This window comes from Trichloromonas sp. (assembly GCF_034006665.1).
GTDB lineage: Bacteria > Desulfobacterota > Desulfuromonadia > Desulfuromonadales > Trichloromonadaceae > Trichloromonas.
On the sequence record NZ_JAVESI010000002.1, the window covers coordinates 51,447 to 72,095 of the forward strand.

Below are 20,649 nucleotides of genomic sequence, written 5' to 3' on the forward strand. Positions count from 1 at the left end.
GTCAGCGGGCCTTGAGGGTGCGCAGGGAGAAGAAGTCCTCGCCGAGGGCCAGGTCGAAAGCAATGTCGTGGTAACGCATGACGGTTCGCTCCGCCGGCTTGTCGAGAGGGCGCACGGTCATGCGCGCGGGGAGGGTGCGCCCGCCGATCTCCCGCACCTCGTCGAAAATGATCTCCCGCACCGGTTTCTGGGCCTCATCGTAGTAATCGATCCGTACCGGGAGTTTCCGGGTCTTTTCGATTTCGTAGACCAGCTTGCCCCAGACCACCGCCGCTTCCGGTTTGGGCAGGCATTCGATGCGCCAGCTGGTCGCCGTCTCCTCCAGCAACGCGAAGGTGTAATCCTCATCCACCTGGCTGCCCTTGACCAGATCGTCGTTGGTGATATGGCTCCCCATCCACGCGCCGCCCATCATCGACGGCGGAATTTTGATGACGCGGTCGACCTTGGGCAGGTAGTTCCACACCTCCTTGCGCACCTTGAGGGTAGCGACCCCCTTTTCCTTAGGCGGTTCGAGGATGCGGGTGAGAAAATGCTCGCGACCCAGGGACCAGGATTCCATCTCCAGGGTTCGCCGCCAGTTGTCGGTGGCGACCTCCATGGAGACGCGGGCTTGGGCCGAGCTGCCGCGATACTGGGTTTCCACCTGGCGGATCAGTTCTCGCATATCGAGGGCCGAAGCGCAGGAGGCAAGGCCGAGGCAAAACAGCACAACGATGGTGATTGCGTAGGGCATGGACGCAGCCTTTCGAAAACGAAAAAAACGACTTGAAACTCATTATACCGTCGATTTTCGATTTCCACAGCGGCGGGTTTTTAATCCTCATTGCCCGCTTCGGCCATAATTGTGCTATAAGGAATGCGGCTTGCCTGTGGCTGATGGAGTTTCGTCGGGGCTGGGTGCGGTACCGTCCGGATGCTTGAGCGGGGAAGGGGTGGAGTGCGGAATCAAAGAAAAGGGCCGGATCGCGCGGGATCCGGCCCTTGTAGGGGGGTGGTTCAGCAGGGGTTGTTGGACAGCAGCTGAAAGGCGATGTCCTCGGCCCAGTCGTCCAAGGCCATCTTCGCCGGCGGCGCAAGAGGCTCGGCCCCGGGGGCGTGGTCCCGCAGCCAGACGTTGAGGGCTTCCAGCGCCCGGGCAATGCGCTCCTCATTCGGTTCCGCCGCCCGCTGCGGGGAGGCCCAGGAAAAGGGCTGAATGCTGGCGAAGCAGGCATCGAAAAACTCATCGAGCAACGCGTTCCCGTGGGGATCGTCCTTGACCCGGCGGGCCATTTCCATCAGCGGCCAATGTTTGCAGCCCATGGCAAACTCCTTTATGTATTTCTGAGAAATATTCTTCTTGCGGCTTCTGGTGTCTGGTGTTAAGTTTCTATTTTCATGATTGAATTCTCCACGAAAAAGGTTTTTTCGTCAAGGATAAAAAATCTCAAAAAAATATTATATCTCTTGGTGATATTTTGTTTTCCTATGCCTTTGCCACGTCGGATATCGGATCCCGCATTCGCGGTCTGCGCCAATCCCTGGGTCAGACGCAGAAAGAGTTCGCCGCCGCTCTGGGGATCGTCCAAGGCTTTCTCAGCGCCGTGGAGAGCGGCAAGAAGACCCCCTCCGACACCCTGCTGATCGCTTTGTGCCAGATGCACGGCATCCGCCGCGAATGGCTTGAAACCGGAGAGGGGCAAATGTTCGCCGCCGGGACGGCCCGCGGTGCTGAGGCCGGCTCGGAAAGTCTCGGAATCCCCCTGCTGAAACGGATTTCTCCCAACTTTCCCGAAGTCGATCCGGCAGAGATCGAAGACTATTTGCGTCTGCCCGATCTGCCGCCTGGCTGTTATGCCCTGCGCTTCGAAGGGGACTTCATGGCACCGACCATCAGCGACGGTGATCTGGTCATCTTCGAGTCCGGGCGTCGCGGCGAAAACAAGGATATCGTTTTGGTCACCAACCGCTGGGGGGAGGTGATTCTCCGCCGCCTGCGCCTGCGCGGCGATGAGGTTTATCTGGCGGCGGAAAACGCCTCCTATGTCCCTTTTCGCCCCGATCCCGAGACGCGCATTCTCGGTCGGGTGACGGCGATCTGGCGCAAGGTGAAAATTTAAGTCTCACGTTTTAGGTCTATGATTCAAGTTCCCGAATAATCAGGGTTTTATCGACGGTTTCCGAAGTGAGAAAAGAGCTTTTTCAGTCGTGTATTTCAGGAGATTGACCGGATGAACAAGATTGAGCTGCCGGCGGAAAAACGGGTCGGTCATCTGAAGCTGTTGCGCGAACCGCGCCGTATCAGCCCCAAGGAATTCAACGCCCTCTCCCGGAGAGAACGGCTGGATATCATTCGCCGCGAGCACGGGCGAAAAAAATACAACCTGCTCATCGAGGCCGATGACGCCGAGGCCTTGGTGCAACGCATGGCCGCCCAAGAGGTCTATCTGCTGATCAAGGAGCTGGGGCACGAGGACTCTGTCGACCTGATACCGATGGTGGACGCCGATCAGCTCACCACCTTCCTCGATCTCGATTGCTGGCGGGGGGATGTCTTCGACGGTGCCGTCGCCTTGCAGTGGCTGGCTCTGCTGTTGGAGGCGGGAGACGATCAAGTAGTGCGGGCCTTTCGCCAACTCGACTTCGAGTTGCTGGTGCTGATGATCAAGAAGCAGGTCAACGTCCTGCGCGGCCCTGAGGATATCGACGACGAGGATGTGCGCATCGAGGCGGTACACCGCGACGGCGGTTACGAAATCGAATACCGGGACGGTGAGAACGCCAAACTGGTCGGCGCGATCCTCGACATCCTCTTTCGCGCCGACAGCGATTTTTATCAGCATCTGCTCGAATCGGTGCGCTGGGAACAGGATTCGCTTCTCGAAGAGGAGGTTTACGCCCTGCGTCGGGGGCGGTTGCTCGACTGCGGCTTCCCCGATCCTTTCGAGGCGTTGGCCGTGCTTGTCCCCCTCGACCCCGCGCGTTTCGATCCTGCAATCTATCGGAAAAGCGCTCTTGCCCCCGGCGAGAATGTCGAGCCTCCCGGTTTCTATCTCACCCCGGCCCGGCCCCGGGATTTGCTTGCCGAGGTGCTTACCGGCGGCATTCGCGAAGAGGTGGCCTGGGAGCTGACCTATCTGGTCAACAAGGTGTTGACCGCCGAACGGGTTGACGTCGGCGATCTCATCCAGGTTCAGGCCGTGACCGAAGAGGTCTACCGTTATCTGAACCTGGCTTTGGAAGAACTGGCGGACGGCGAGGTCGGTAGGGGTATCTCGATTTTCGACGAGATCTATCTCGAAATTCTCTACCGGGTCGGTTTCAGCCTCACCCTGCGTCTTGGGCAGCGGGCGAAAAGCGTACGGCAATCGCCTGTCGGTCCCTACCTTGACGGCCCCTTCCGCGCTCTGGTCGAGGCTCTGCTGCGGAAGAAACCCCGTTTCTTCGAAGGCATTCTCCAGACAGACCGGGGCGGCGAGCGGCCTTTCGCCACCCGTGGCGAACTGCTTCTGGCTGAGGAATGGCTCGACCGGCTCGAAACCCGAATGCGCCTCTTCGACGGCCGTCTCGGTTTCGAACTTCCGGCTTCCGAAAACCTCGACCTCGCCGGGTGTCACCCCGATCATGTGGACGATCTCGCCCTTTCCGATTTCTTTCTCACCGCCTTGGCCAACCGTCTGCTCGGTCGCCCCTTTGTCCCCGCGCCCATCCCCCGGAGTGATCTGGCCGAACTGCACGGTCGGGTTTGCCGCGCGGGCAAGCTCGATGTTTCCTTGCGGGAAGAAACCTTGCATTTTCTGGAAGGGCTTGAGGTCGGTGCCGGGGAATTCGGCGTTTACTGTCTCGATCTCTGGGAGGAGGAATTCTGCCGACTCAAGGTTGCGGATCTCGACCCCCGTTACGGCTGCGGTCTGATCGTCAAGGATTGAGGGAGGTGGGAATGCGTTTTTTACTCTTTTTGCTGCTGCTGTTCGCCGCGCCCGTGCCGGGCCTGACTCTGGACAAGGAGGAACCGATGTCGAACTCGGATGTCAAACCTGCGACCGCGACCTTCGCCGGAGGCTGTTTCTGGTGCATGGAGCCGCCCTTCGCACAACTCGACGGGGTGCTCTCCGTGACCCCCGGCTACACCGGCGGTCGTCAGGAAGACCCCAGCTACGAAGATGTCGCCCGAGGCTTTACCGATCACCGCGAGTCGGTGCGCATTCGCTTTGACCCCGCGCGCATCGGCTACGGTGAACTGCTGGAGGTCTTCTGGCGCAACATCGACCCCACCGACCCCGAGGGCCAGTTTGCCGACCAGGGAGAACACTACCGCACCGCCATCTTCTATCACGACGACAGCCAGCGCGAACTGGCCGAAGCCTCGAAAAAGCAGATGGAGGGTTCGGGCCGCTTCGACGGCCCCATCGTCACCGACATCCTTCCCGCCACGACCTTTTATCCCGCCGAGGAGTATCATCAGCAGTATTACAAGAAGAACCCCCAGCGCTACAAGATGTACCGGCGGGGTTCCGGCCGGGAACGCTATCTGGAGCGGATGTGGCTTGATGAGGGGAAGTAGCGGGAAGCGGGCGATGTTTCGGATATGTGTCTTGACATGATCTGTCAAAACAATTATGGTCAAAACATGCCGTCTTTCGCCAAAACCATTCGCGACCTGCGTCTGAAGCAGAATGTTCCCCTTCGCGTGGTCGCCGCTGCAGTAGAGATCGATTCCACCCTCTTGAGTCGCCTGGAACTGGGCGAACGTTTTCCCACCGACGACCAGATCAAACGCTTCGCCGACTATTTCCAACTCCCTCTTCGTGAATTGACCGCGCAGGTTATCGCCGACCGGATTATCGCTTCCTACGGTGCCGAGGAGGTGACCGTCCGGGCGGCGGAAATGGTGCGGGAACGATTGAGCCGGTACGATAATGAAAAGGATCATAACGCATGAGCGATACGGCCATCGCCAAACCTCTGCGGGTTTACCTGGACAGTGTCGCCCAGGCTCTGGGGGCCGGCAACGCCACCGAACATACCCATCGCCCGGCCTTGAAGATTCTGCTTGAGTCGCATCAGTTCGGGACGACCGCCACCAATGAGCCGAAAAGGATCGCCTGCGGCGCTCCGGATTTCGTCATTGTTCACGGCGCGGTGCCGTTGGGGTACGTTGAAGCCAAGGATGTCGGCGTTTCGCTGAACGACGTCGAGAAATCCGCCCAGCTCAAACGTTATCGCGCCAGCCTGGGCAATCTGATTCTGACCGATTATCTGGAATTTCGTTGGTATGTGGACGGTGAACGGCGAATGGTCGCCCGGGTCGCCGATCTGACGGAAAAATTCGGGCGTCCGACGTTGAAACCGACCCGTTCCGGCGCCGCCGATCTGCAAGCGTTGCTCGTGGCTTTTTTCTCCCGGCAGGCAACGGTGATCGCTGCATCGAAGGAACTGGCCCTGCGCATGGCGGCCATGGCCCGCCTCATCCGCGATACCATCGCCGCCGCCTTCGCGGCCGAAGGGGATGTCGGCGGCTCATTGCACGGCCAACTCGAAGGCTTCCGACGCGTCCTGATCCACGATCTGACGCCGGAACACTTCGCCGACATGTACGCCCAGACCATCTGCTACGGTCTTTTCGCGGCCCGGTGCAACCATCGTTCGGCCGAGCCCTTTTCCCGAATGAACGCCCTATTCGACCTGCCCCGCACCAATCCCTTTCTGCGGCGCATGTTTAACCAGATCGCCGGAGCCGATCTCGACGAGCGCATCGCCTGGGCCGTGGACGATCTTGCTGGGCTGCTGGCCCGGGCCGACATGGAGGCGATTCTCGCCGATTTCGGCAAGCGCACCCGCCGCGAAGATCCGGTGGTGCACTTCTATGAATCGTTCCTGGCGGCTTACGATCCCAAATTGCGGGAGTCGCGAGGCGTTTATTACACCCCTGAGCCGGTGGTTTCCTATATCGTCCGCTCTGTCGATTTGCTGCTCAAGAAGGATTTTCGGCTGAGGGCCGGCTTGGCCTCTTCGTCGACGGTTCCCAATCCGGCGGGCAAGGGCACCCTGCACAAGGTGCAGATCCTCGATCCGGCCGCCGGGACCGGCACCTTTCTCCATGGCGTGGTCGATCATATCCACCTGTGTTTTACCGGTCGCCAGGGGATGTGGCCCGGCTACGTGGTTCAGCACTTGCTCCCCCGACTCCATGGCTTCGAACTCCTCATGGCTCCCTATGCCGTGGCCCACATGAAGCTGGGCCTGTTGCTCGCCGAAACGGGCTACGACTTTCAGTCCGACGAGCGGCTACGGATCTACCTGACCAATACCCTGGAAGAGGCCCACGAAATGTCGGGCTTGCCGCTCTTCACCCAGTGGATCGCCGACGAGGCCGGCGCCGCCGGTACGGTCAAGAAAGATGCGCCGGTGATGGTGGTGCTGGGCAACCCTCCTTACTCGAACTTCGGCATGATGAACAAGGGGGAATGGATTCTTGGGCAGTTGCAGGAGTACAAGCGTGGGCTGAAAGAGAAAAAGCTCAACCTCGACGATGACTTCATCAAGTTCATCCGTTTCGGCCAGTGGCGGATCGAGCAGACCGGCTACGGCATTTTGGCCTTCATCACCAACCACACTTGGCTGGACGGCCTGACTCACCGCCGCATGCGCCAAAGCCTGATGGAGACCTTCGACGATATCTACGTCCTCGACCTGCACGGCAACAGCAAAAAGAAAGAAGTCGCCCCCGATGGCGGCAAGGACGAGAATGTCTTCGACATCCAGCAGGGGGTGGCGATCAGCATTTTTGTGAAGCGCAACGTGACAGGGAAGGGGGAGTCGCGTCCTTGTACCGTTCGCCATGCCGAGCTGTGGGGCAGGCGCGGAGACAAGTACGAACAACTCGGCGAACTGGACAGCCAAACCACTCCCTGGCAAGAGCTGAAGCCGCTCGCGCCGCACTATTTTTTCGTCCCCAAGCGGTTCGATTCGGTGGAATATGAGAAATGGTGGTCGCTGAAGGATATTTTTCAGGTTTGTGGTTCGGGGGTGAAGACCGATCGGGACGAGTTGTTCATCGATCTTGACCGACACACGCTGGAACAGAGGATTCAGGATTTTCTGGGACCGAAAGGGCTGGAGCCGGCTTTTCGGGAACGTTACCGGGTTGAAGACTCTTCCAGCTACGATCTTTTGGCCCGACGCGGCAAAGCCTCTTACCACGGCGACAGGATACAGCCATTTTTATACCGGCCTTTTGATCTCCGCTGGCTCTATTACAGCCCCGGCCTGACCAGCCGCCCGGCGTGGGAGGTGATGCGGCACATGCGGGACAGGGAAAACCTTGGTTTACTGGTGTCTCGACAGGTTGTTAATGAGTTTCGACATGTATTTGTGGGCAATGGATTGCCCAATATCAATGCCATAGATACCGCCGGTCGCTTCGGAAGTGGACCCTTCATCCCCCTCTACCTCTATCCCGAAACCGAAGAAGATCGCCTTTTGTTGGCGGTGATGGAGCCTCCCACCCCTTACGGCCGCCGGTCCAACCTCAATCCAAACTTCACCCGGGCCTGTTCACGCCGCCTGGGGCTGCGCTTCTGCGGTGACGGGAAGGGCGACCTCGCCGCCACTTGGGGGCCGGAGGATCTGTTTCATTATCTCTATGCCGTTTTTCACTCCCCCGCTTACCGCGACCGTTACGCCGAATTTCTCAAGATCGATTTCCCGCGCCTGCCACTGACCGAAAATAGTGAGCTTTTCCGGAAGCTTTGCGCTGTCGGGGAACGTCTGGTGGCGTTGCATCTGCTGAATACCCATGTTGACCTTATCACCGGTTTCCCAGAAGTGGGGGATGATGTGGTCGAAAACGTTCGCTTCGAGAAGAACCGGGTCTGGATCAATACAAGCCAGTATTTCGACCGGGTTCCCGAGGAAACCTGGGGTTTTCAGGTGGGTGGCTACCAGGTTTGCCAGAAATGGCTGAAGGATCGGACCGGGCGGCGGCTTTCCTTCGATGAGCTTTTGCATTATCAACGGATCGTGGCGGCCTTGACGGAGACCCGGGGCCTGATGGCCCGGATCGACAGCCTCATCGAGGTGGCGGGCGGCTGGCCGCTGGAGAAGTAGCGGGAGCCGTTGTCGGGCGCTGTCCGGTGGCGCGACACCCATACGAACATTGCCGGAACGCTTGATCTTGACCAGAATCCCTTGTCCCGAATCTCCCTGGGAACCCGAATGAACTTCCTTCACTGCGTCGTCGGTTCTTTGCTGCTGTGCCTCCTTGTCGTGCCTTCGGCCCGTGCCGCCGAGGTTCCGGCGATTGCCGCTGCGGCCGATCTCAAGTTTGCGCTGGCCGATGCCCCGGCCCACGAATCCTGAAAGGGCGCTGTCGCCCTCCGCTTCATCCATCCCCGGAGTTTTGCCCATGTCCGCTTCCCTTTCTCCCCTTCGCCGCTCCCCGGAGGAGCAGACTCGCCTGGAAACCCTGCTGCGGGAAATTTTTGAGGAACGTTTTCCTTTCAATGCCCTGCTCGGCCTGCGGGTCGAGTCCTTCGCCCCCGAAGCCCCCGGTCTGACCTTCGCCATGCGTCCTGAACTGGTTGGTAGCTACGTGCATAACCGGCTGCACGGCGGCGCTATCGCCACCGCCCTCGATACGGTGGGCGGTTTCGCAGTGGTGATGGCGGTGGCTGAGAAACATGCCGACGAGTCGGCCGATCAGCTGGTCACCCGTTTCAGTCGCTTCAGCACCATCGACCTGCGCGTCGATTATCTGCGCCCCGGCGTTGGGCAAAGCTTTCACGCCCGCGCCGAAGTCACCCGCCTGGGCGGCCGCATCGCCTCGGCGCGCATGGAACTGCGAAATGAAACGGGTCTGCTCATTGCTACCGGTGCGGCTGCCTACGTGGTGAGTTGACGGGGAGGAATTCGCCTCTGCCCCGCTCCCTTCCTTGCTTTTTCCCTTCTTCCTCTGATGTGTATAAAAATAATAGTCACTCTATTTATGTAGATAATCGTTAATCTTCTGGATATAGTAAGTAAATCCAGAATGTTAACAGCTATCAGCAAGTCTAACCATTTCGAGCGTGTATGAATTTTTTATACAATTTCTCTTTAATCTTCAAGCCTGGTTTTGTATAATCTCGTAATCATCAATGAATACAGTAATTTATCTTAGTTTTAATGTTTTGGCACGATCACTGCTTGAATCATTGTCGATGCTAAGGGCTGACGCGTTCCGTCCCAGGCTTCCGGCAGAAGAAATACGGCGGACATACTGGGAAAAACGGCACGTATGGAGCGAGTTAGGAGAATTTCCGTCGGGCTCCGTTATCGGGAGGAGGCAAATGAGCAATCGAGAGGGGGAAGGGACCAAGCGCGGTTTGTCGAGAAGAACCTTTGTGGCGTCGGGGCTTGCTGCGGGAACCGCCCTTGTGGGCGGCACCTTGTATGCCGCTATGGAGAAGAAGGAGGATCCGAAGCCGGCGGCTCCCAGCACGGAGCTTCCGTGGTCCTATGTTCGGCTCGATCCTTGGGAGGCCAGTCGTCGCGCCCATGATCACTATCTCGACAAGGACGGCTGCGGCACCGGCGCCTGGCTGGGTCTGCTCAGTCTTTTGCGGGAAAAGGTCGGTTTCCCTTACACCGCCCTGCCGGATAGGATGTTTGATCACGCAAGCAACGGTTACGCCAATCAGGGGACTCTGTGCGGCGCCCTCGGCGCCTGCGCCGCCGTGATCAACCTGGTCGCCTACTACGGCCAGGGCACTCATAAAAAACTTATCGAAAACCTTTTCACCTGGTATGCCAACACGCCTCTGCCCAGCGTCCGCTTCGACGCAATCAGCGCCTATCCCGACCAGGTTCAGGTGACCCCCCATTCTCCCTTGTGTCACGTTTCGGAATCGACTTGGGCCGGCGCCGCCGGGGCGGCCATCGGTTCCGAGGAAAAACGTGCCCGCTGCGCCAAGGTTACGGCGGAAACGGTCTATCAGACGGTGGTGATTCTCAACGAATATCTGGACGCGAAATTCGCTCCGGTTTCGGCCGGTCTTTCCGCCGAGACCCACTACTGTCTCTCTTGTCATGGTCCCAGGGCGGACGACAACCAGCAGGGAATGATGACCTGCACGGTGTGTCACGACGACCATACCCAATCAGGACGGGCCGTATCCTCTCTCAACGAAAAACCGCCGCGAGGTTATTGATCGCAGCGGTTTTTTGCGTTGCAGGCGGCTAATCCGGCAGGGGAATTTCTCTAACCCGCAGTCCCCGGCCGGTTTCGGTAAAATAGAGAAAAAGCAGCAGGGTCGGACCGGGATGGTCGGGCAGCCGGCGGAAGCGGGCGGCGAAATGTTGCAGCTTGATCCCCTGCCCCTTGATCGCCTCCTGCTCCTGCCGCACCCGTTCCCGAATCCAGTGCTCTTCGTTCCCGTCGAGGGCGGTGTCGAAAAAGTCCGGGGCGTTGCCCGGAACCACCCGCTCGCTGTGGGCGAAGTCCCGGGCCAGGCGCTCCCGCAGTTCCTCTTGGATGTCTCCGCTGAACTCCGCCGCGACGAAGGCCGCCAATGCCTCGAAAACGCCCCGCTGCGACAGGGGATGGCGGAAGAGTCCGGTGCGCCGCCAGTATTCCTCCAGCTGCGCCAGTCCCACCGCCAAACCGCCGCACCGTGCGCTCAATCCTTCAATAAAACCGTCACAGCGGCCGCTGTTAAAGGTCAGATCCATGAGTCGGCCGATGCCGCGCAGACGTTCCAGTTCTGCGAAGTTCAAAGCGGCCGTGGTCAGGACCGTATAGGGAGGATGGGGATCGAAGCGGATGCCGAATTCTTCGGTCTGGGCGCGCAGCGGCGCGCCGGGGAGAAGCTTGACCGGTTCGATCTGCAGATGATGGGGCTTTAAGGCCGTCACCCGGTCGATGGAGACGAGGACATCGCTGAAGCCTTCACCGGGCAATCCGGCGATGAGATCGAGATGCAGGTGGATATTGCCGGCGCGGCGCAGGCGGCGGACATTCTCGACGAGCCGGTCGAGGGGGGCTTGTCGGCTGACGGCGGCAAGGGTTTCCGGCAGGGTTGACTGAACGCCGATCTCGAACTGGAACATTCCCTCAGGAACGATTTCAAGCAGGTCGAGGGTGGCGTCGTCGAGGAGATGGGCGCCGATTTCGAAATGCAAATGGCTGGAGCGGTTATGGGCGAGGATGTAGGCGAAGATCTCCCGGGCGCGGTTTGCGTCATAGTTGAAGGTGCGGTCGACCAGTTTGATCTTGGGGACGTCGCGGGTCAGCAGCCAGTCGAGGTCGGCGCGGATACGGTCCATGGAAAAGGAGCGTACGCGGCGGTCGAGGGCGCTCATGCAGAAGCTGCAGGTGTAAGGGCAGCCGCGGCTGGTTTCCAGATAGACGAAACCCCGTCCGGTGTCGACCAGCCCGAGTTGGAAGGGGGAGGGGAGTTCATCGAGGGGATCGAGGAGCGGCCCGTCGGGACCGTCGATGAGTTTGTCGCCGTCGCGTCGTAAGATGCGGGGGATGATCCCCGGCTCCTCATGTCGTTGCCAAGACTGGAGCAGGGCGCGCAGGGGGATTTCCCCCTCGCCGCGCACCAAGGCGGTGAGACCGGGATGGCGGGCGAAGAGCTCGGGGCCGGCGAAGGAGACTTCCGGACCGCCGAGGACAAGGCGCAGTTTGGGGCGGACCACGGCCAGGGCGTCGACCAGTTCCAGGGTTTCGCGGCGGTTCCACAGGTAGACCGAGAAGGCGATGACATCGGGTGCTTCGGCGAGCAGGGCGGCGAGGACGTTTTCCTTCGGTTCGTGGACGGTGAATTCGCGGATCAGCAACTCGCCGCATTCGGCGCCGCCATAGGCGGCGAGACAGGGCAGGGCGAGGCTGGGGTGAATGAATTTGCTGTGCAGGGTGGTCAGAAGGGTGCGCATGACGGCAAGGATAAAGGATGGAGGCGGTGAAGAAAAGGGGAATCTTGCTCGGTTTCCCCCGAGGCGAGTTGCCGATTTCTCTTTAGCGGGCGTTGTGATATTATATTCGCCCTTTAAAAAATTGCGATCACGAACGATAGGATGATCATGAGCGCCAAAAAAACCATACTCGCCGTCGTCGCCGATGCCCAAGGCGAGGTTTTTGAACATCCCGAACTGCTGATGGCGGGCATGAACGGTTTGAGCCCCCGGGCTCCCCGGCCCGAAGAATTGATTCCGCTGCCCGAGGGGAGCCGGCTCTTCACCATTCCCGATACGCCGCCCATGGGTTTTGACCGGCGTAGCCGCAAGCTGAAGACCGCCGAAACCCTGCCCCGTGCCTGGGGCGGGGGACGCATCCAGGCGGTGTCGGCCTTTATGACCCCCGGTTATACCCGCACCCTGCTTCCCGCCGCCGACTATCGGCGCAAGGCGGTGCAGCTCCCCCTCTGGTCGTACACGGCGGTTGGCTGGTGTGTGGAGGAGGAGCGTTTCTACGTGGCGGCGGCCAAGGTCGACCGCAACCCCCAGTGGCGCCCCGAGCACTACGACGACCGCAAGCTCGATCCCCTGGTGCGTCGCTCGCTCAAGGAACATCCGGAAAACCGCCTGATCGAACAGCTTGCCCGCTGTGCCGTCGATTACCACTGTTTCGCCGCGAAAAACTTCTTTTTCCGCCGTTGGGAAGCGCCCCTGCCGACCTCGCCGACCTGCAATGCCCGTTGCCTCGGCTGTATCTCTTGGCAGGAAGCGCCGGAGTGCTGTCCGGCCAGCCAGGAACGGTTGACCTTCGTGCCGACGGTGCAAGAGCTCTGCGAGGTGGCGGTGCCCCACCTGTGCGAGGCGGAAAACGCCATCGTCTCCTTCGGCCAGGGCTGCGAGGGGGATCCGATCCTGCAGGCCGACCTCATCTGCGCAGCGGTGCGGGAAATGCGCCGGGCGACGACGCGGGGGACGATCAATTTCAATTCCAACGCCTCCATCCCCGATGCCGTCGACAAATTGGCCGCCGCCGGGGTCGACTCCATCCGCGTCTCCCTCAACTCGCTGCAGGAACCGTTCTACAACGCCTACTACCGCCCCCGGGGCTACCGCTTCGCCGACGTCATGGAATCAATCCGCCGGGCCAAGAGCGCCGGGATGTTCACCATGCTCAACTATCTTGTCTTTCCCGGGCTTACCGACCGCATCGACGAGATCAAGGCGCTCTTGCGCCTGCTCGAAGAGACCGAAGTCGATCTCATCCAGCTGCGCAACCTGAGCATCGATCCAGTGATGTATCTCGACGCCATGGGGGTGAGCGAGCCGGGGCTCGGCATGAAGACGATGATGGATCGGGTCAAGGCCGCTGTCCCCCGCCTCCAGTACGGCTATTTCAACCGCACCCGGGAAACCTTTTATCCCCCGGGCTATGAAAGCGATTGGCCTCTTTTCGATTGAAACGGCAAGCCATGCGCCCCTACCGCCCCCACTCCTTTTCGCGTCTGGTTCTCATCGGTTTCGCCCTCGTCTGTCTGCCACTGTTGGCGGCACTGGTCCGCGCTCAGTGGTCCCTCGATCGCCTGGCCGAGGAGAGCGGCGCGGTGGTCGACCGTTCGGTGAAGGCGACGGAGACGAGCCGCCTGCTCGTCGACGATCTCATCGCTCTGGAACGGCAGGCCCGCCAGCATGAGGTGCTCGGCGAAGAACGCCTGCTGGCGGAAATGCAGGAACGGCACGGCGAAATCCAGAAGAGTCTCGCCCGTCTGCTACAATTGAAACTGACGGATCCCCTCAGCAAACAAATACGGCAGGTGCGGGACGAGGAAGCGGCGATTTTCGCCGTTCTGCTGAACGCGCCCCGGCGCTCTTCCGAGCGGGAACGGGCCCTGGACGCTTTCGCCTCTTTGAATGAACTGGCCAATGCCGTTGCCGCTCACGGCAATGCCCTGATCTACGATGAAGTGTGGCGGATTCAGCGGGCGACGGCCGCAACCCGGCGGCAGCTGGTCTGGCAGGTGGTGGCGCTGGTTCCCGTGTCGATTTTGCTGGTGGTGATGTTTATCCGCCTGATCGCGCGTCCGATCAAGCAGATGGTGGAGGCCATCAATCGCCTGGGCGAGGGGGATTTTCTCACGCCGGTGAAGGTCGGCGGCAGCCGCGACTTGGCGTATCTCGGTGAGCGGCTCGACTGGATGCGCGGTCAGCTGGCCGACGTCGAACGGTCCAAGTCCCGCTTTGTCGCCCAGATCAGCCACGAGCTCAAGACCCCACTCGCTTCAATCCGCGAGGGGAGCGAACTGCTCAACGACAAGGTGATGGGGGATTTGAACGGCCCCCAGCGGGAGATCGTGGAGATTCTCTGCAAGAGCAGCCGCGACTTGCAGAAGCTCATCGAGAATCTGCTCGGTTTCAGCCGCTTTCAGGCGGGGGGTGCCGCCTCGCTGGTCCTTGCGCCGGTGGCGCCGACGGCGCTGGTAGAGGAAGTGCTGGCCGATCACAGGCCGTCGATCATGAAAAAAGGGCTGCGTTGCGAGCCGCGTCTGGAGACGCCGACGGTTTCGGCCGACCCCGCCCGTCTGCGGATTCTCATCGACAACCTTCTCTCCAATGCCATCAAGTTCACGCCCGAGGGGGGAAGTATCACCATCGTCGACGGCCGCGAGGAGGATTCCTGGTTTTTCGAGGTGCGCGATTCCGGACCGGGTATCCTCCCGGGCGATCGGGAGCGGGTCTTTCAGCCCTTTTTTCAAGGGCCTTCGCCCAACGCCATGCATGTCAAGGGAACCGGCCTCGGTCTCGCCATCGCCCGGGAGATTGCCCGCGCCCACGGCGGGGAACTGGTCGTGCCGGAAGGGACGGGGGGGCGCATTCGTCTGACATTGCCTCTGATCAGGAATGCGGAGGTGATATGAATCGGAATCGCTGGCTGATGTTTTTGCTTCTGGGGGGATTGCTCCTGGCGTTGGGTGGTTGCGCCCGGGTGCGCCTGATTCCCGTGGAGGAGCCCCGGTGGAAGGCGATCCCCAGCACCGAAGAGGAAGACGTTAAGGCGAAACCGCAGGTAGAAAGACCCTGCCCGGCGTTTGAACCTCTGACTTATCTCGACATCCTACGGCGCATGAACGATGCACAACTCGGCAAGGAATATCAGATTGTCAGAAACCGTTTTGATCGCAAACCCGGCGAAGATGACCGCTGGCGGCTGATTTTTCTCTCGCTCTGGCCGGATAGGCCGTTTACCGACCGGAAGCGGGCTTTAAAACTCCTGGGCGAGCGCAAGGAGCGGGCGAACGATCCCCTGCGCGGCTTGGCGGTGTTGCTGGAGGGGATGCTGGAGCGGGAAGGGGAATGCGAGCGCAAGCTTGCCGCCGAGAAGAGCCGGGCGGAGACCCTGCACCGTCAACTGGAGGAACTGAAGAAGATCGAAACCATTCTTGGCGAACGGGAGAAGCTGCGCCCCGCCGGCCGGTGAGGAGTCATGAACGCTGAAGCCCGACGCATATTGCTGGTGGATGACGATACCGATCTTTTGCGCCTGCTTTCCATGCGCCTCTCCGCTGCCGGCTACGCCGTGACCCAGGTCGAAAGCGCCGAGCAGGCCATGGCCCGTTTCCCGGTGCTGCGCCCCGATCTGGTGGTGACCGATTTGCGCATGGCGGGCATGGATGGACTCGGTCTCTTCGAGGAGATCCGCCAAGTCAATGCGTCGGTGCCGGTCATCATCCTCACTGCCCATGGCTCCATCGCCGAGGCGGTGGCAGCCACCCGACGCGGGGTCTTCTCTTTTCTGACCAAGCCGGTGGACAGCCGGGCGCTGCTGGAAGAGGTGCGCAAGGCTCTGAATCTGAGCGGGGCCAAGCCGGGTGCCCTTCCCGCGGGGAAGGAGGCTGCCTGGCGGCAGGAGATCATCACCCGCAGCCCGCTCATGGAGGATCTGCTCGGTCGCCTCAAGCTGGTGGCGGAGAGCGACTCGAGCGTCCTGCTCCTCGGCGAGAGCGGCACCGGCAAGGAGCTGCTGGCCCGGGCCATTCATCAGGCCGGCCCCCGCGTCGCCGGTCCCTTCGTCGCGGTGAACTGCGGCTCGATTCCCGAGGCGCTGCTCGAATCGGAACTCTTCGGCCACACCAAGGGTGCCTTCACCGGAGCGACCCAGGATTATGCCGGTCTGTTCAAGTCAGCCAACGGCGGTACCCTGCTCCTCGATGAAATCGGCGATATGCCCCTGGCTCTGCAAGTTAAGCTTCTGCGCGTCATTCAGGAAAAACAGGTACGTTCCGTCGGCTCGACCCGGGTCGAGCCGGTGGATGTGCGCATCGTTTCCGCCACCCACCGCGATCTTGAAGCGGCTGTCGCCGATGGCCGTTTCCGTCAAGATCTCTACTACCGCCTGAACGTCGTCTGTCTGGAAGTGCCGAATCTGGCCCGGCGCCGCGAGGATATCCCCCTCTTGGCGGAGCATTTCCGCAAAACCCTGGCGGCTCGTTCCGGAAAGAAGCTCACCGGCTTCGCCCCCGAGGCCATGGAGTTGCTGCTCAACGCCGCCTGGCCCGGCAACATCCGGCAACTGCTCAATGTCGTCGAGCAGGCCGTGGCCTTGGCGACCACGCCGGTGATCTCCGCCGATCTGCTCCAGGTTGCTTTGCGCGAAAGCCCGGAAAAGATTCCCTCTCTGGCCGAGGCCCGGCGCAAGTTTGAGCAGGACTATCTGGTGCGGCTGATGCAGATGACTCGGGGCAACGTCTCCCAGGCGGCGCGCATTGCCGATCGCAACCGCACGGACTTTTACAAGCTGCTGCAACGCCATCATATCGTCCCCCAGCTTTTCAAGGCCGAATAGTCCCCGCTGTTCTGTCGGCGATTAGCGACAGGCTGAAACCTTATTCCCCCGCCATTTCTTCTTGGTGGGCCTTTTTATTTCGGCTAAATTGCGGCTTTGTCGTGTTTTGGCGACACTTCTCCCCCAATAATTGTCAATCACTTCTTGACAAGGCGTTTTCATCATTTTTCAATATATTGATTTTGCGAGGTTTTTCAGGGTTGGCGTGGGCCTTGCTTAAGAGATGCACGGACGTCGGGTGGGCATCCCGCCCGGCGTCGTCTTTTGGTGCCGTCCTTTTTGAGTAACGGAGAGATTTTGATGCAAACAAATCTGCCGCGCACACTTTTCATTCTTGGCTGCGGGCTGTGCATGGCGTTGATCGCTTATGTCGGGCAGGCGGGCAACGGCCCTGGACGCTTTTCGCTGATGAGTGAGAAAAGTGGTGGCCTTTCCATTCGTCGGCAACTGGTCGATCCCTGGCGACTCGACTATCGACTGATCACTTCGGCCAAGGGGGAAGATGTCGCGACGCAGGAAAAGGCAGAAGAATGCGATCCGGAACTCGTTCTTTACCTCGACGGCCCCGAGTTTCTCGCGGCGGAGAATATTCAGGTGATTTTCCGCATCCTTGGTCCGGGCGGCAATGAAATCCGCGCCCGCGGCCTTTCCCTGCTCGGCGGATATGGGGCAAACCTGTATCTGGAAAGTGCCGGAACTTACCAGATTGCCGTGCGTATCGAAAGTCCCCTCGGAGTTTTTTCCGACAGCTTCGCCTATCGTCGCCGCTGAGCGAACCCGCCTCTTGCCGCCGGCCCCATCCTGCCGGCGGCCGCATCTATTGTCGAAAAATCTCTCTTCCCGCGAAAATATCACCTTTGCCGAGACGCCCGCGCCGGAGTAAACTATGCCCGTGGAGTGCCGGAAGGCGAATGCCCCGGCATGGGCATGGGCTGCAAATGGGGAGGGTTGGGCGATGGGCAAACATCTGGTTCTGGTTGGTGGCGGTCATGCTCATCTGCCGGTATTGCAGCAACTGGGGCGCTTGGCCGATTCAGGCCATCGAGTGACGTTGGTGACGCCCGACGACAACCATTACTATTCCGGCATGGGGCCGGGGATGCTGGCGGGGATTTATACCCTAGAGCAGGGATGTTTCGCCGTCGCGCACATGGCCGAAAAAGCGGGAGCAACGGTGGTCCGCGCGGCAGCGACGGGGCTCGATGCCGAGGGTCGCATCCTCAAGCTGTCCGACGGCTCGACCCTTCCATACGACTTGATCTCTTTCAACCTCGGCAGCCGGGTCGCGGTGGAACTTCCCGATGACGGCAGTTGCCCGGTGCTGCCGGTGAAACCGATCCAGAAACTGCTGGAGGCGCGCAAACTACTGTTGGCGATGCTGTCCGAGGGGCGTAAAAATCTCGTGGTGATCGGTGGCGGCGCATCCGGGGTCGAGTTGTGCGGCGCTCTCTGGCGCCTGCTGCGGGATGTCCGGGGGCATGGGGAAATCACCCTGGTTGGCGGCAAACGCCTGCTCGCCGATTTCCCCGAGCGGGCCCGGGAACTGGCCCTCGCTTCCCTGGCGGCGCGCGGCATCCGCATTCTCGAAGGGGTGCGGGCGCAACGGGTGGCGGATCAGCATGTTCTGCTCGACGATGGCGACGAAATCCCCGCTGACCTGGTGCTTCTTGCCGGCGGCATCGCCCCGCCGTCTCTCTTCGTCGAGGCGGGTTTGGCCGTCGGTGACGATGGCGGGATGCTGGTAGACGATACCCTGCGCAGCCTGAGTTATCCTGAAATCCTCGGGGGCGGCGATTGCATCAGCCTGGGCCAGAATCCCCTGCCCAAGGTCGGTGTCTACGCCGTACGTCAGGGACCGGTTCTGGCCGCGAATCTGCTCGCCGCTCTGGAGGACGAACCCCTTGAACAGTTTGTGCCGCAGCGCCTCTTCCTGCGGATTCTCAATCTCGGGGACGGCCGGGGTTTGCTGCAGCGGGGGGAATTGGTTCTGGTGGGGCGTTGGGCATTTCTGCTCAAGGACTGGATCGACCGGCGCTTTATGGCTCGGTATTCAAAATGATGAATGATGAATGTCAGGCGGGGAAGGTGCGGGCGTGGGACACGGCCTGGGGCAGAAAGGCGTTGAAATCCTCTTCGAATTCCCGGTAGTGGCGGCGAAGTTCCGCCGCTCCCTGCGCCAGTGGGGTTGGCCGGGAGAGGCGTTCGGCCAGGCGTTGCAGGACGATTTCTACGGTATTCAGATCGCGGTAGGATTCGAGCCAGTGCCCGGCGATCATGCGCGGGGCGATGCGTTGCAGGGCGGGGGGCAGGAGGTCGTGGTGGGTTTCGAGAATTTGGTAGAAGCGTTGGGCGAAGCGTTCCAGGGGGATGTCGGCGTGGCGCGGCCAGTTTTTGGCGAGAAAGTGATCGTAGAAGACGTCGATGAGAACCGGGCGACAGTGGCGGTAGGCCGGATCGATGCGCCGCAGGCTGTGGCGGATGACGGCATTGCCTTGGGCGAAGCTGTCGATGCCCCGGTGGCGCTCGATGCCGCGCCGGATTCCTTCCGGCCAGCGGTCATCGAGACGCCCTTTGACGAAATCCCCCAACATGCCGCCGAGCAGGCTCGCTTCCGTCGGTTCGGCGAGATAAAGGTGAAAGAGATAGTTCAAAGCAACAGCTTTCTTGATCTGTTGACAACGGTACCGATTACGGTTCCATGGCCAGTTGCAGCTTTTCCGCTTGTTCGGCCAGGCGCCGGCAGACCTCGGGTTTTTCCCGGTGCAGATCCCGCGCGCCGTGATAGAAGCGCAACGCTTCCAGGCGCCGTTCATCCCCATATTTTCCGATGATTTCCGCGAACAACCAGCCGTCCTCTTCTTCCTGGGCCATCAATTTCCGATAGATCTCCAGGGCTTTCTCGGTATTACCGCGCATGACATCGAGCTTGGCCAGACCCAGCAGGCTGAACTTGTCGTAGCCTTGGGCCAAATTCTCAAGATATAGTTTTTCTGCCTGGTTGAACCGGCCGGTATTGCGATAGGCATCGGCCAGGCGGGTGAGCATGTTGACGGTCCCCCGATCCCGTTCGAGAATCCGTTCCCAGTATTCGATGGCCTTATCAAACTCCCGCTGCCAGCGGTAATAATTGCCCATCCCATACAGGGCATAGGAATTGTGGCTTTCTATTTCCAGTGTTCTTTCGTAATACCCCCGCGCCTTTTCTTGTTCTCCCCGATGCCAATAGAGATTGCCGACGATGGTCAGGATGTTGATCATCCGGGGACTTTTGGCCAAAACCTTTTCGTAGTAGCGGATGGCCTGCTCTTCCTCTCCCATCTTCTGATAAAGATCGGCCAGACCCATCAGCGCGTAACGATCTTCCCGGTCGATGACCAGGGCTTGCTGATAGCATTCTTCGGCCAACTGGTGAGCGCCGAGGGTCTTGTGGGCGTCGGCGATGCGGGTCATGACGAAGATGTCCCGGGGGCGAAAGCGGATATAGCGTTGCCAGAGCTCCAAGGCTTTGTCCGTTCGCCGTTGACCGCGATAGGTGTCGCCCAGACCGCGCAGGGCGAAGAGATTGTCCGGATCGTTGTCAAGAACTTCCCGGTAGCTGCGTTCGGCGGCGCGAAAGTTCTTCAGCGAGCGCAAAGCGTCGCCAAAGCCGGTGAGAACGTAGGGGTTGTGCGGTTCCAGAGTGAGCGCTTCCTCGAAGAGGGCGCAGGCTTCGTGGAAACGTTTCGCCTTGAGCAGTCGGTGGCCCTCCTTGGACAGTTCGATGACCTTGCCGTGGGGGGCGGATGACGCTTCCTGAGGGGATTCCATATTCATGATTTCATTGCCTTGTTGATCAGTTTTCTGGTCCACGCCGACGGCCGGCGCCAGGTCTGATGGAGGGAAAGTTACAG

19 protein-coding genes are annotated in these 20,649 nt (G+C 60.4%); 14 read left to right on the forward strand and 5 right to left on the reverse strand.

Annotation, left to right across the window (positions count from 1 at the left end):
- Position 1: 1 nt before the first annotated feature.
- Entirely contained in the window at positions 2–736 is a 735-nt protein-coding gene (locus RBR25_RS01535; RefSeq protein ID WP_432817763.1) for an outer membrane lipoprotein-sorting protein, read from the reverse strand.
- A gap of 263 nt (positions 737–999) precedes the next feature.
- The gene (locus tag RBR25_RS01540) at positions 1,000–1,305 is read right to left on the reverse strand and encodes a hypothetical protein (protein ID WP_432817764.1); all 306 of its coding nucleotides are present in this window, start codon (positions 1,303–1,305) and stop codon (positions 1,000–1,002) included.
- A 155-nt stretch (positions 1,306–1,460) separates the two neighbouring features.
- On the opposite strand from RBR25_RS01540, the gene RBR25_RS01545 reads away from it, so the two are divergent.
- The 8 genes from RBR25_RS01545 to RBR25_RS01580 all read left to right on the forward strand — a co-directional run bounded on the left by RBR25_RS01545 (position 1,461) and on the right by RBR25_RS01580 (position 10,172).
- On the forward strand, positions 1,461–2,102 hold the full coding sequence (locus RBR25_RS01545; protein ID WP_432817765.1) for a LexA family protein: 642 nt from the start codon (positions 1,461–1,463) through the stop codon (positions 2,100–2,102).
- A 111-nt stretch (positions 2,103–2,213) separates the two neighbouring features.
- The gene (locus RBR25_RS01550; protein WP_432817766.1) at positions 2,214–3,911 is read left to right on the forward strand and encodes a DUF6178 family protein; all 1,698 of its coding nucleotides are present in this window, start codon (positions 2,214–2,216) and stop codon (positions 3,909–3,911) included.
- A gap of 11 nt (positions 3,912–3,922) precedes the next feature.
- On the forward strand, positions 3,923–4,546 hold the full coding sequence (gene msrA / locus RBR25_RS01555) for a peptide-methionine (S)-S-oxide reductase MsrA (RefSeq protein WP_432817767.1): 624 nt from the start codon (positions 3,923–3,925) through the stop codon (positions 4,544–4,546).
- A gap of 36 nt (positions 4,547–4,582) precedes the next feature.
- Positions 4,583–4,924 carry a helix-turn-helix domain-containing protein gene (locus tag RBR25_RS01560; RefSeq protein ID WP_432817768.1) on the forward strand — a complete coding sequence of 114 codons (342 nt, stop codon included), beginning with the start codon at positions 4,583–4,585 and terminating at the stop codon, positions 4,922–4,924.
- The gene (locus RBR25_RS01565; RefSeq protein ID WP_432817769.1) at positions 4,921–8,091 is read left to right on the forward strand and encodes a type ISP restriction/modification enzyme; all 3,171 of its coding nucleotides are present in this window, start codon (positions 4,921–4,923) and stop codon (positions 8,089–8,091) included. The genes RBR25_RS01560 and RBR25_RS01565 overlap by 4 nt, the downstream gene beginning before the upstream one ends.
- Before the next feature lie 108 nt (positions 8,092–8,199).
- Entirely contained in the window at positions 8,200–8,343 is a 144-nt protein-coding gene (locus RBR25_RS01570) for a hypothetical protein (protein WP_432817770.1), read from the forward strand.
- A gap of 46 nt (positions 8,344–8,389) precedes the next feature.
- Complete coding sequence (locus tag RBR25_RS01575) at positions 8,390–8,881, forward strand: thioesterase family protein (protein WP_432817771.1); 492 nt, start codon at positions 8,390–8,392, stop codon at positions 8,879–8,881.
- Between the two features lie 430 nt (positions 8,882–9,311).
- Positions 9,312–10,172, forward strand: coding sequence for a C-GCAxxG-C-C family (seleno)protein (locus RBR25_RS01580; RefSeq protein ID WP_432817772.1), 861 nt, complete (start codon positions 9,312–9,314; stop codon positions 10,170–10,172).
- A 28-nt stretch (positions 10,173–10,200) separates the two neighbouring features.
- Here the strand turns inward: RBR25_RS01580 and RBR25_RS01585 are convergent, their stop codons facing one another.
- Positions 10,201–11,901, reverse strand: a complete 1,701-nt coding sequence (locus tag RBR25_RS01585) for a DUF4080 domain-containing protein (protein ID WP_432817773.1) — start codon at positions 11,899–11,901, stop codon at positions 10,201–10,203.
- 147 nt (positions 11,902–12,048) lie between these two features.
- Between RBR25_RS01585 and RBR25_RS01590 the strand changes: the two genes are divergently transcribed.
- From RBR25_RS01590 to RBR25_RS01615, 6 genes are all read left to right on the forward strand, one after another.
- Entirely contained in the window at positions 12,049–13,380 is a 1,332-nt protein-coding gene (locus RBR25_RS01590; RefSeq protein ID WP_432817774.1) for a radical SAM protein, read from the forward strand.
- A gap of 11 nt (positions 13,381–13,391) precedes the next feature.
- Positions 13,392–14,834, forward strand: a complete 1,443-nt coding sequence (locus RBR25_RS01595; protein WP_432817775.1) for a sensor histidine kinase — start codon at positions 13,392–13,394, stop codon at positions 14,832–14,834.
- A complete protein-coding gene (locus RBR25_RS01600; protein WP_432817776.1) occupies positions 14,831–15,394 on the forward strand; it encodes a hypothetical protein in 564 nt (187 codons plus the stop codon). The genes RBR25_RS01595 and RBR25_RS01600 overlap by 4 nt, the downstream gene beginning before the upstream one ends.
- A 6-nt stretch (positions 15,395–15,400) precedes the next feature.
- Positions 15,401–16,759, forward strand: coding sequence for a sigma 54-interacting transcriptional regulator (locus RBR25_RS01605; protein WP_432817777.1), 1,359 nt, complete (start codon positions 15,401–15,403; stop codon positions 16,757–16,759).
- Positions 16,760–17,059: 300 nt separating this feature from the next.
- Positions 17,060–17,530, forward strand: a complete 471-nt coding sequence (locus RBR25_RS01610; RefSeq protein WP_432817778.1) for a hypothetical protein — start codon at positions 17,060–17,062, stop codon at positions 17,528–17,530.
- Positions 17,531–17,714: 184 nt separating this feature from the next.
- Entirely contained in the window at positions 17,715–18,818 is a 1,104-nt protein-coding gene (locus RBR25_RS01615) for an NAD(P)/FAD-dependent oxidoreductase (protein WP_432817779.1), read from the forward strand.
- Between the two features lie 13 nt (positions 18,819–18,831).
- Here the strand turns inward: RBR25_RS01615 and RBR25_RS01620 are convergent, their stop codons facing one another.
- A complete protein-coding gene (locus RBR25_RS01620) occupies positions 18,832–19,410 on the reverse strand; it encodes an ACP phosphodiesterase (RefSeq protein WP_432817780.1) in 579 nt (192 codons plus the stop codon).
- Between the two features lie 37 nt (positions 19,411–19,447).
- On the reverse strand, positions 19,448–20,572 hold the full coding sequence (locus RBR25_RS01625) for a tetratricopeptide repeat protein (RefSeq protein ID WP_432817781.1): 1,125 nt from the start codon (positions 20,570–20,572) through the stop codon (positions 19,448–19,450).
- Positions 20,573–20,649: the final 77 nt, after the last annotated feature.

Excerpts from the sequence above, each read along its gene's own strand:
- RBR25_RS01535 (WP_432817763.1), bottom strand. The coding sequence starts at position 736 with ATGCCCTACGCAATCACCATCGTTGTGCTGTTTTGCCTCGGCCTTGCC.
- RBR25_RS01540 (WP_432817764.1), bottom strand. The coding sequence starts at position 1,305 with ATGGGCTGCAAACATTGGCCGCTGATGGAAATGGCCCGCCGGGTCAAG.
- RBR25_RS01550 (WP_432817766.1), top strand. The coding sequence starts at position 2,214 with ATGAACAAGATTGAGCTGCCGGCGGAAAAACGGGTCGGTCATCTGAAG.
- msrA (WP_432817767.1), top strand. The coding sequence starts at position 3,923 with ATGCGTTTTTTACTCTTTTTGCTGCTGCTGTTCGCCGCGCCCGTGCCG.
- RBR25_RS01560 (WP_432817768.1), top strand. The coding sequence starts at position 4,583 with ATGATCTGTCAAAACAATTATGGTCAAAACATGCCGTCTTTCGCCAAA.
- RBR25_RS01565 (WP_432817769.1), top strand. The coding sequence starts at position 4,921 with ATGAGCGATACGGCCATCGCCAAACCTCTGCGGGTTTACCTGGACAGT.
- RBR25_RS01570 (WP_432817770.1), top strand. The coding sequence starts at position 8,200 with ATGAACTTCCTTCACTGCGTCGTCGGTTCTTTGCTGCTGTGCCTCCTT.
- RBR25_RS01575 (WP_432817771.1), top strand. The coding sequence starts at position 8,390 with ATGTCCGCTTCCCTTTCTCCCCTTCGCCGCTCCCCGGAGGAGCAGACT.
- RBR25_RS01580 (WP_432817772.1), top strand. The coding sequence starts at position 9,312 with ATGAGCAATCGAGAGGGGGAAGGGACCAAGCGCGGTTTGTCGAGAAGA.
- RBR25_RS01585 (WP_432817773.1), bottom strand. The coding sequence starts at position 11,901 with ATGCGCACCCTTCTGACCACCCTGCACAGCAAATTCATTCACCCCAGC.
- RBR25_RS01590 (WP_432817774.1), top strand. The coding sequence starts at position 12,049 with ATGAGCGCCAAAAAAACCATACTCGCCGTCGTCGCCGATGCCCAAGGC.
- RBR25_RS01595 (WP_432817775.1), top strand. The coding sequence starts at position 13,392 with ATGCGCCCCTACCGCCCCCACTCCTTTTCGCGTCTGGTTCTCATCGGT.
- RBR25_RS01600 (WP_432817776.1), top strand. The coding sequence starts at position 14,831 with ATGAATCGGAATCGCTGGCTGATGTTTTTGCTTCTGGGGGGATTGCTC.
- RBR25_RS01605 (WP_432817777.1), top strand. The coding sequence starts at position 15,401 with ATGAACGCTGAAGCCCGACGCATATTGCTGGTGGATGACGATACCGAT.
- RBR25_RS01610 (WP_432817778.1), top strand. The coding sequence starts at position 17,060 with ATGCAAACAAATCTGCCGCGCACACTTTTCATTCTTGGCTGCGGGCTG.
- RBR25_RS01615 (WP_432817779.1), top strand. The coding sequence starts at position 17,715 with ATGGGCAAACATCTGGTTCTGGTTGGTGGCGGTCATGCTCATCTGCCG.
- RBR25_RS01625 (WP_432817781.1), bottom strand. The coding sequence starts at position 20,572 with ATGAATATGGAATCCCCTCAGGAAGCGTCATCCGCCCCCCACGGCAAG.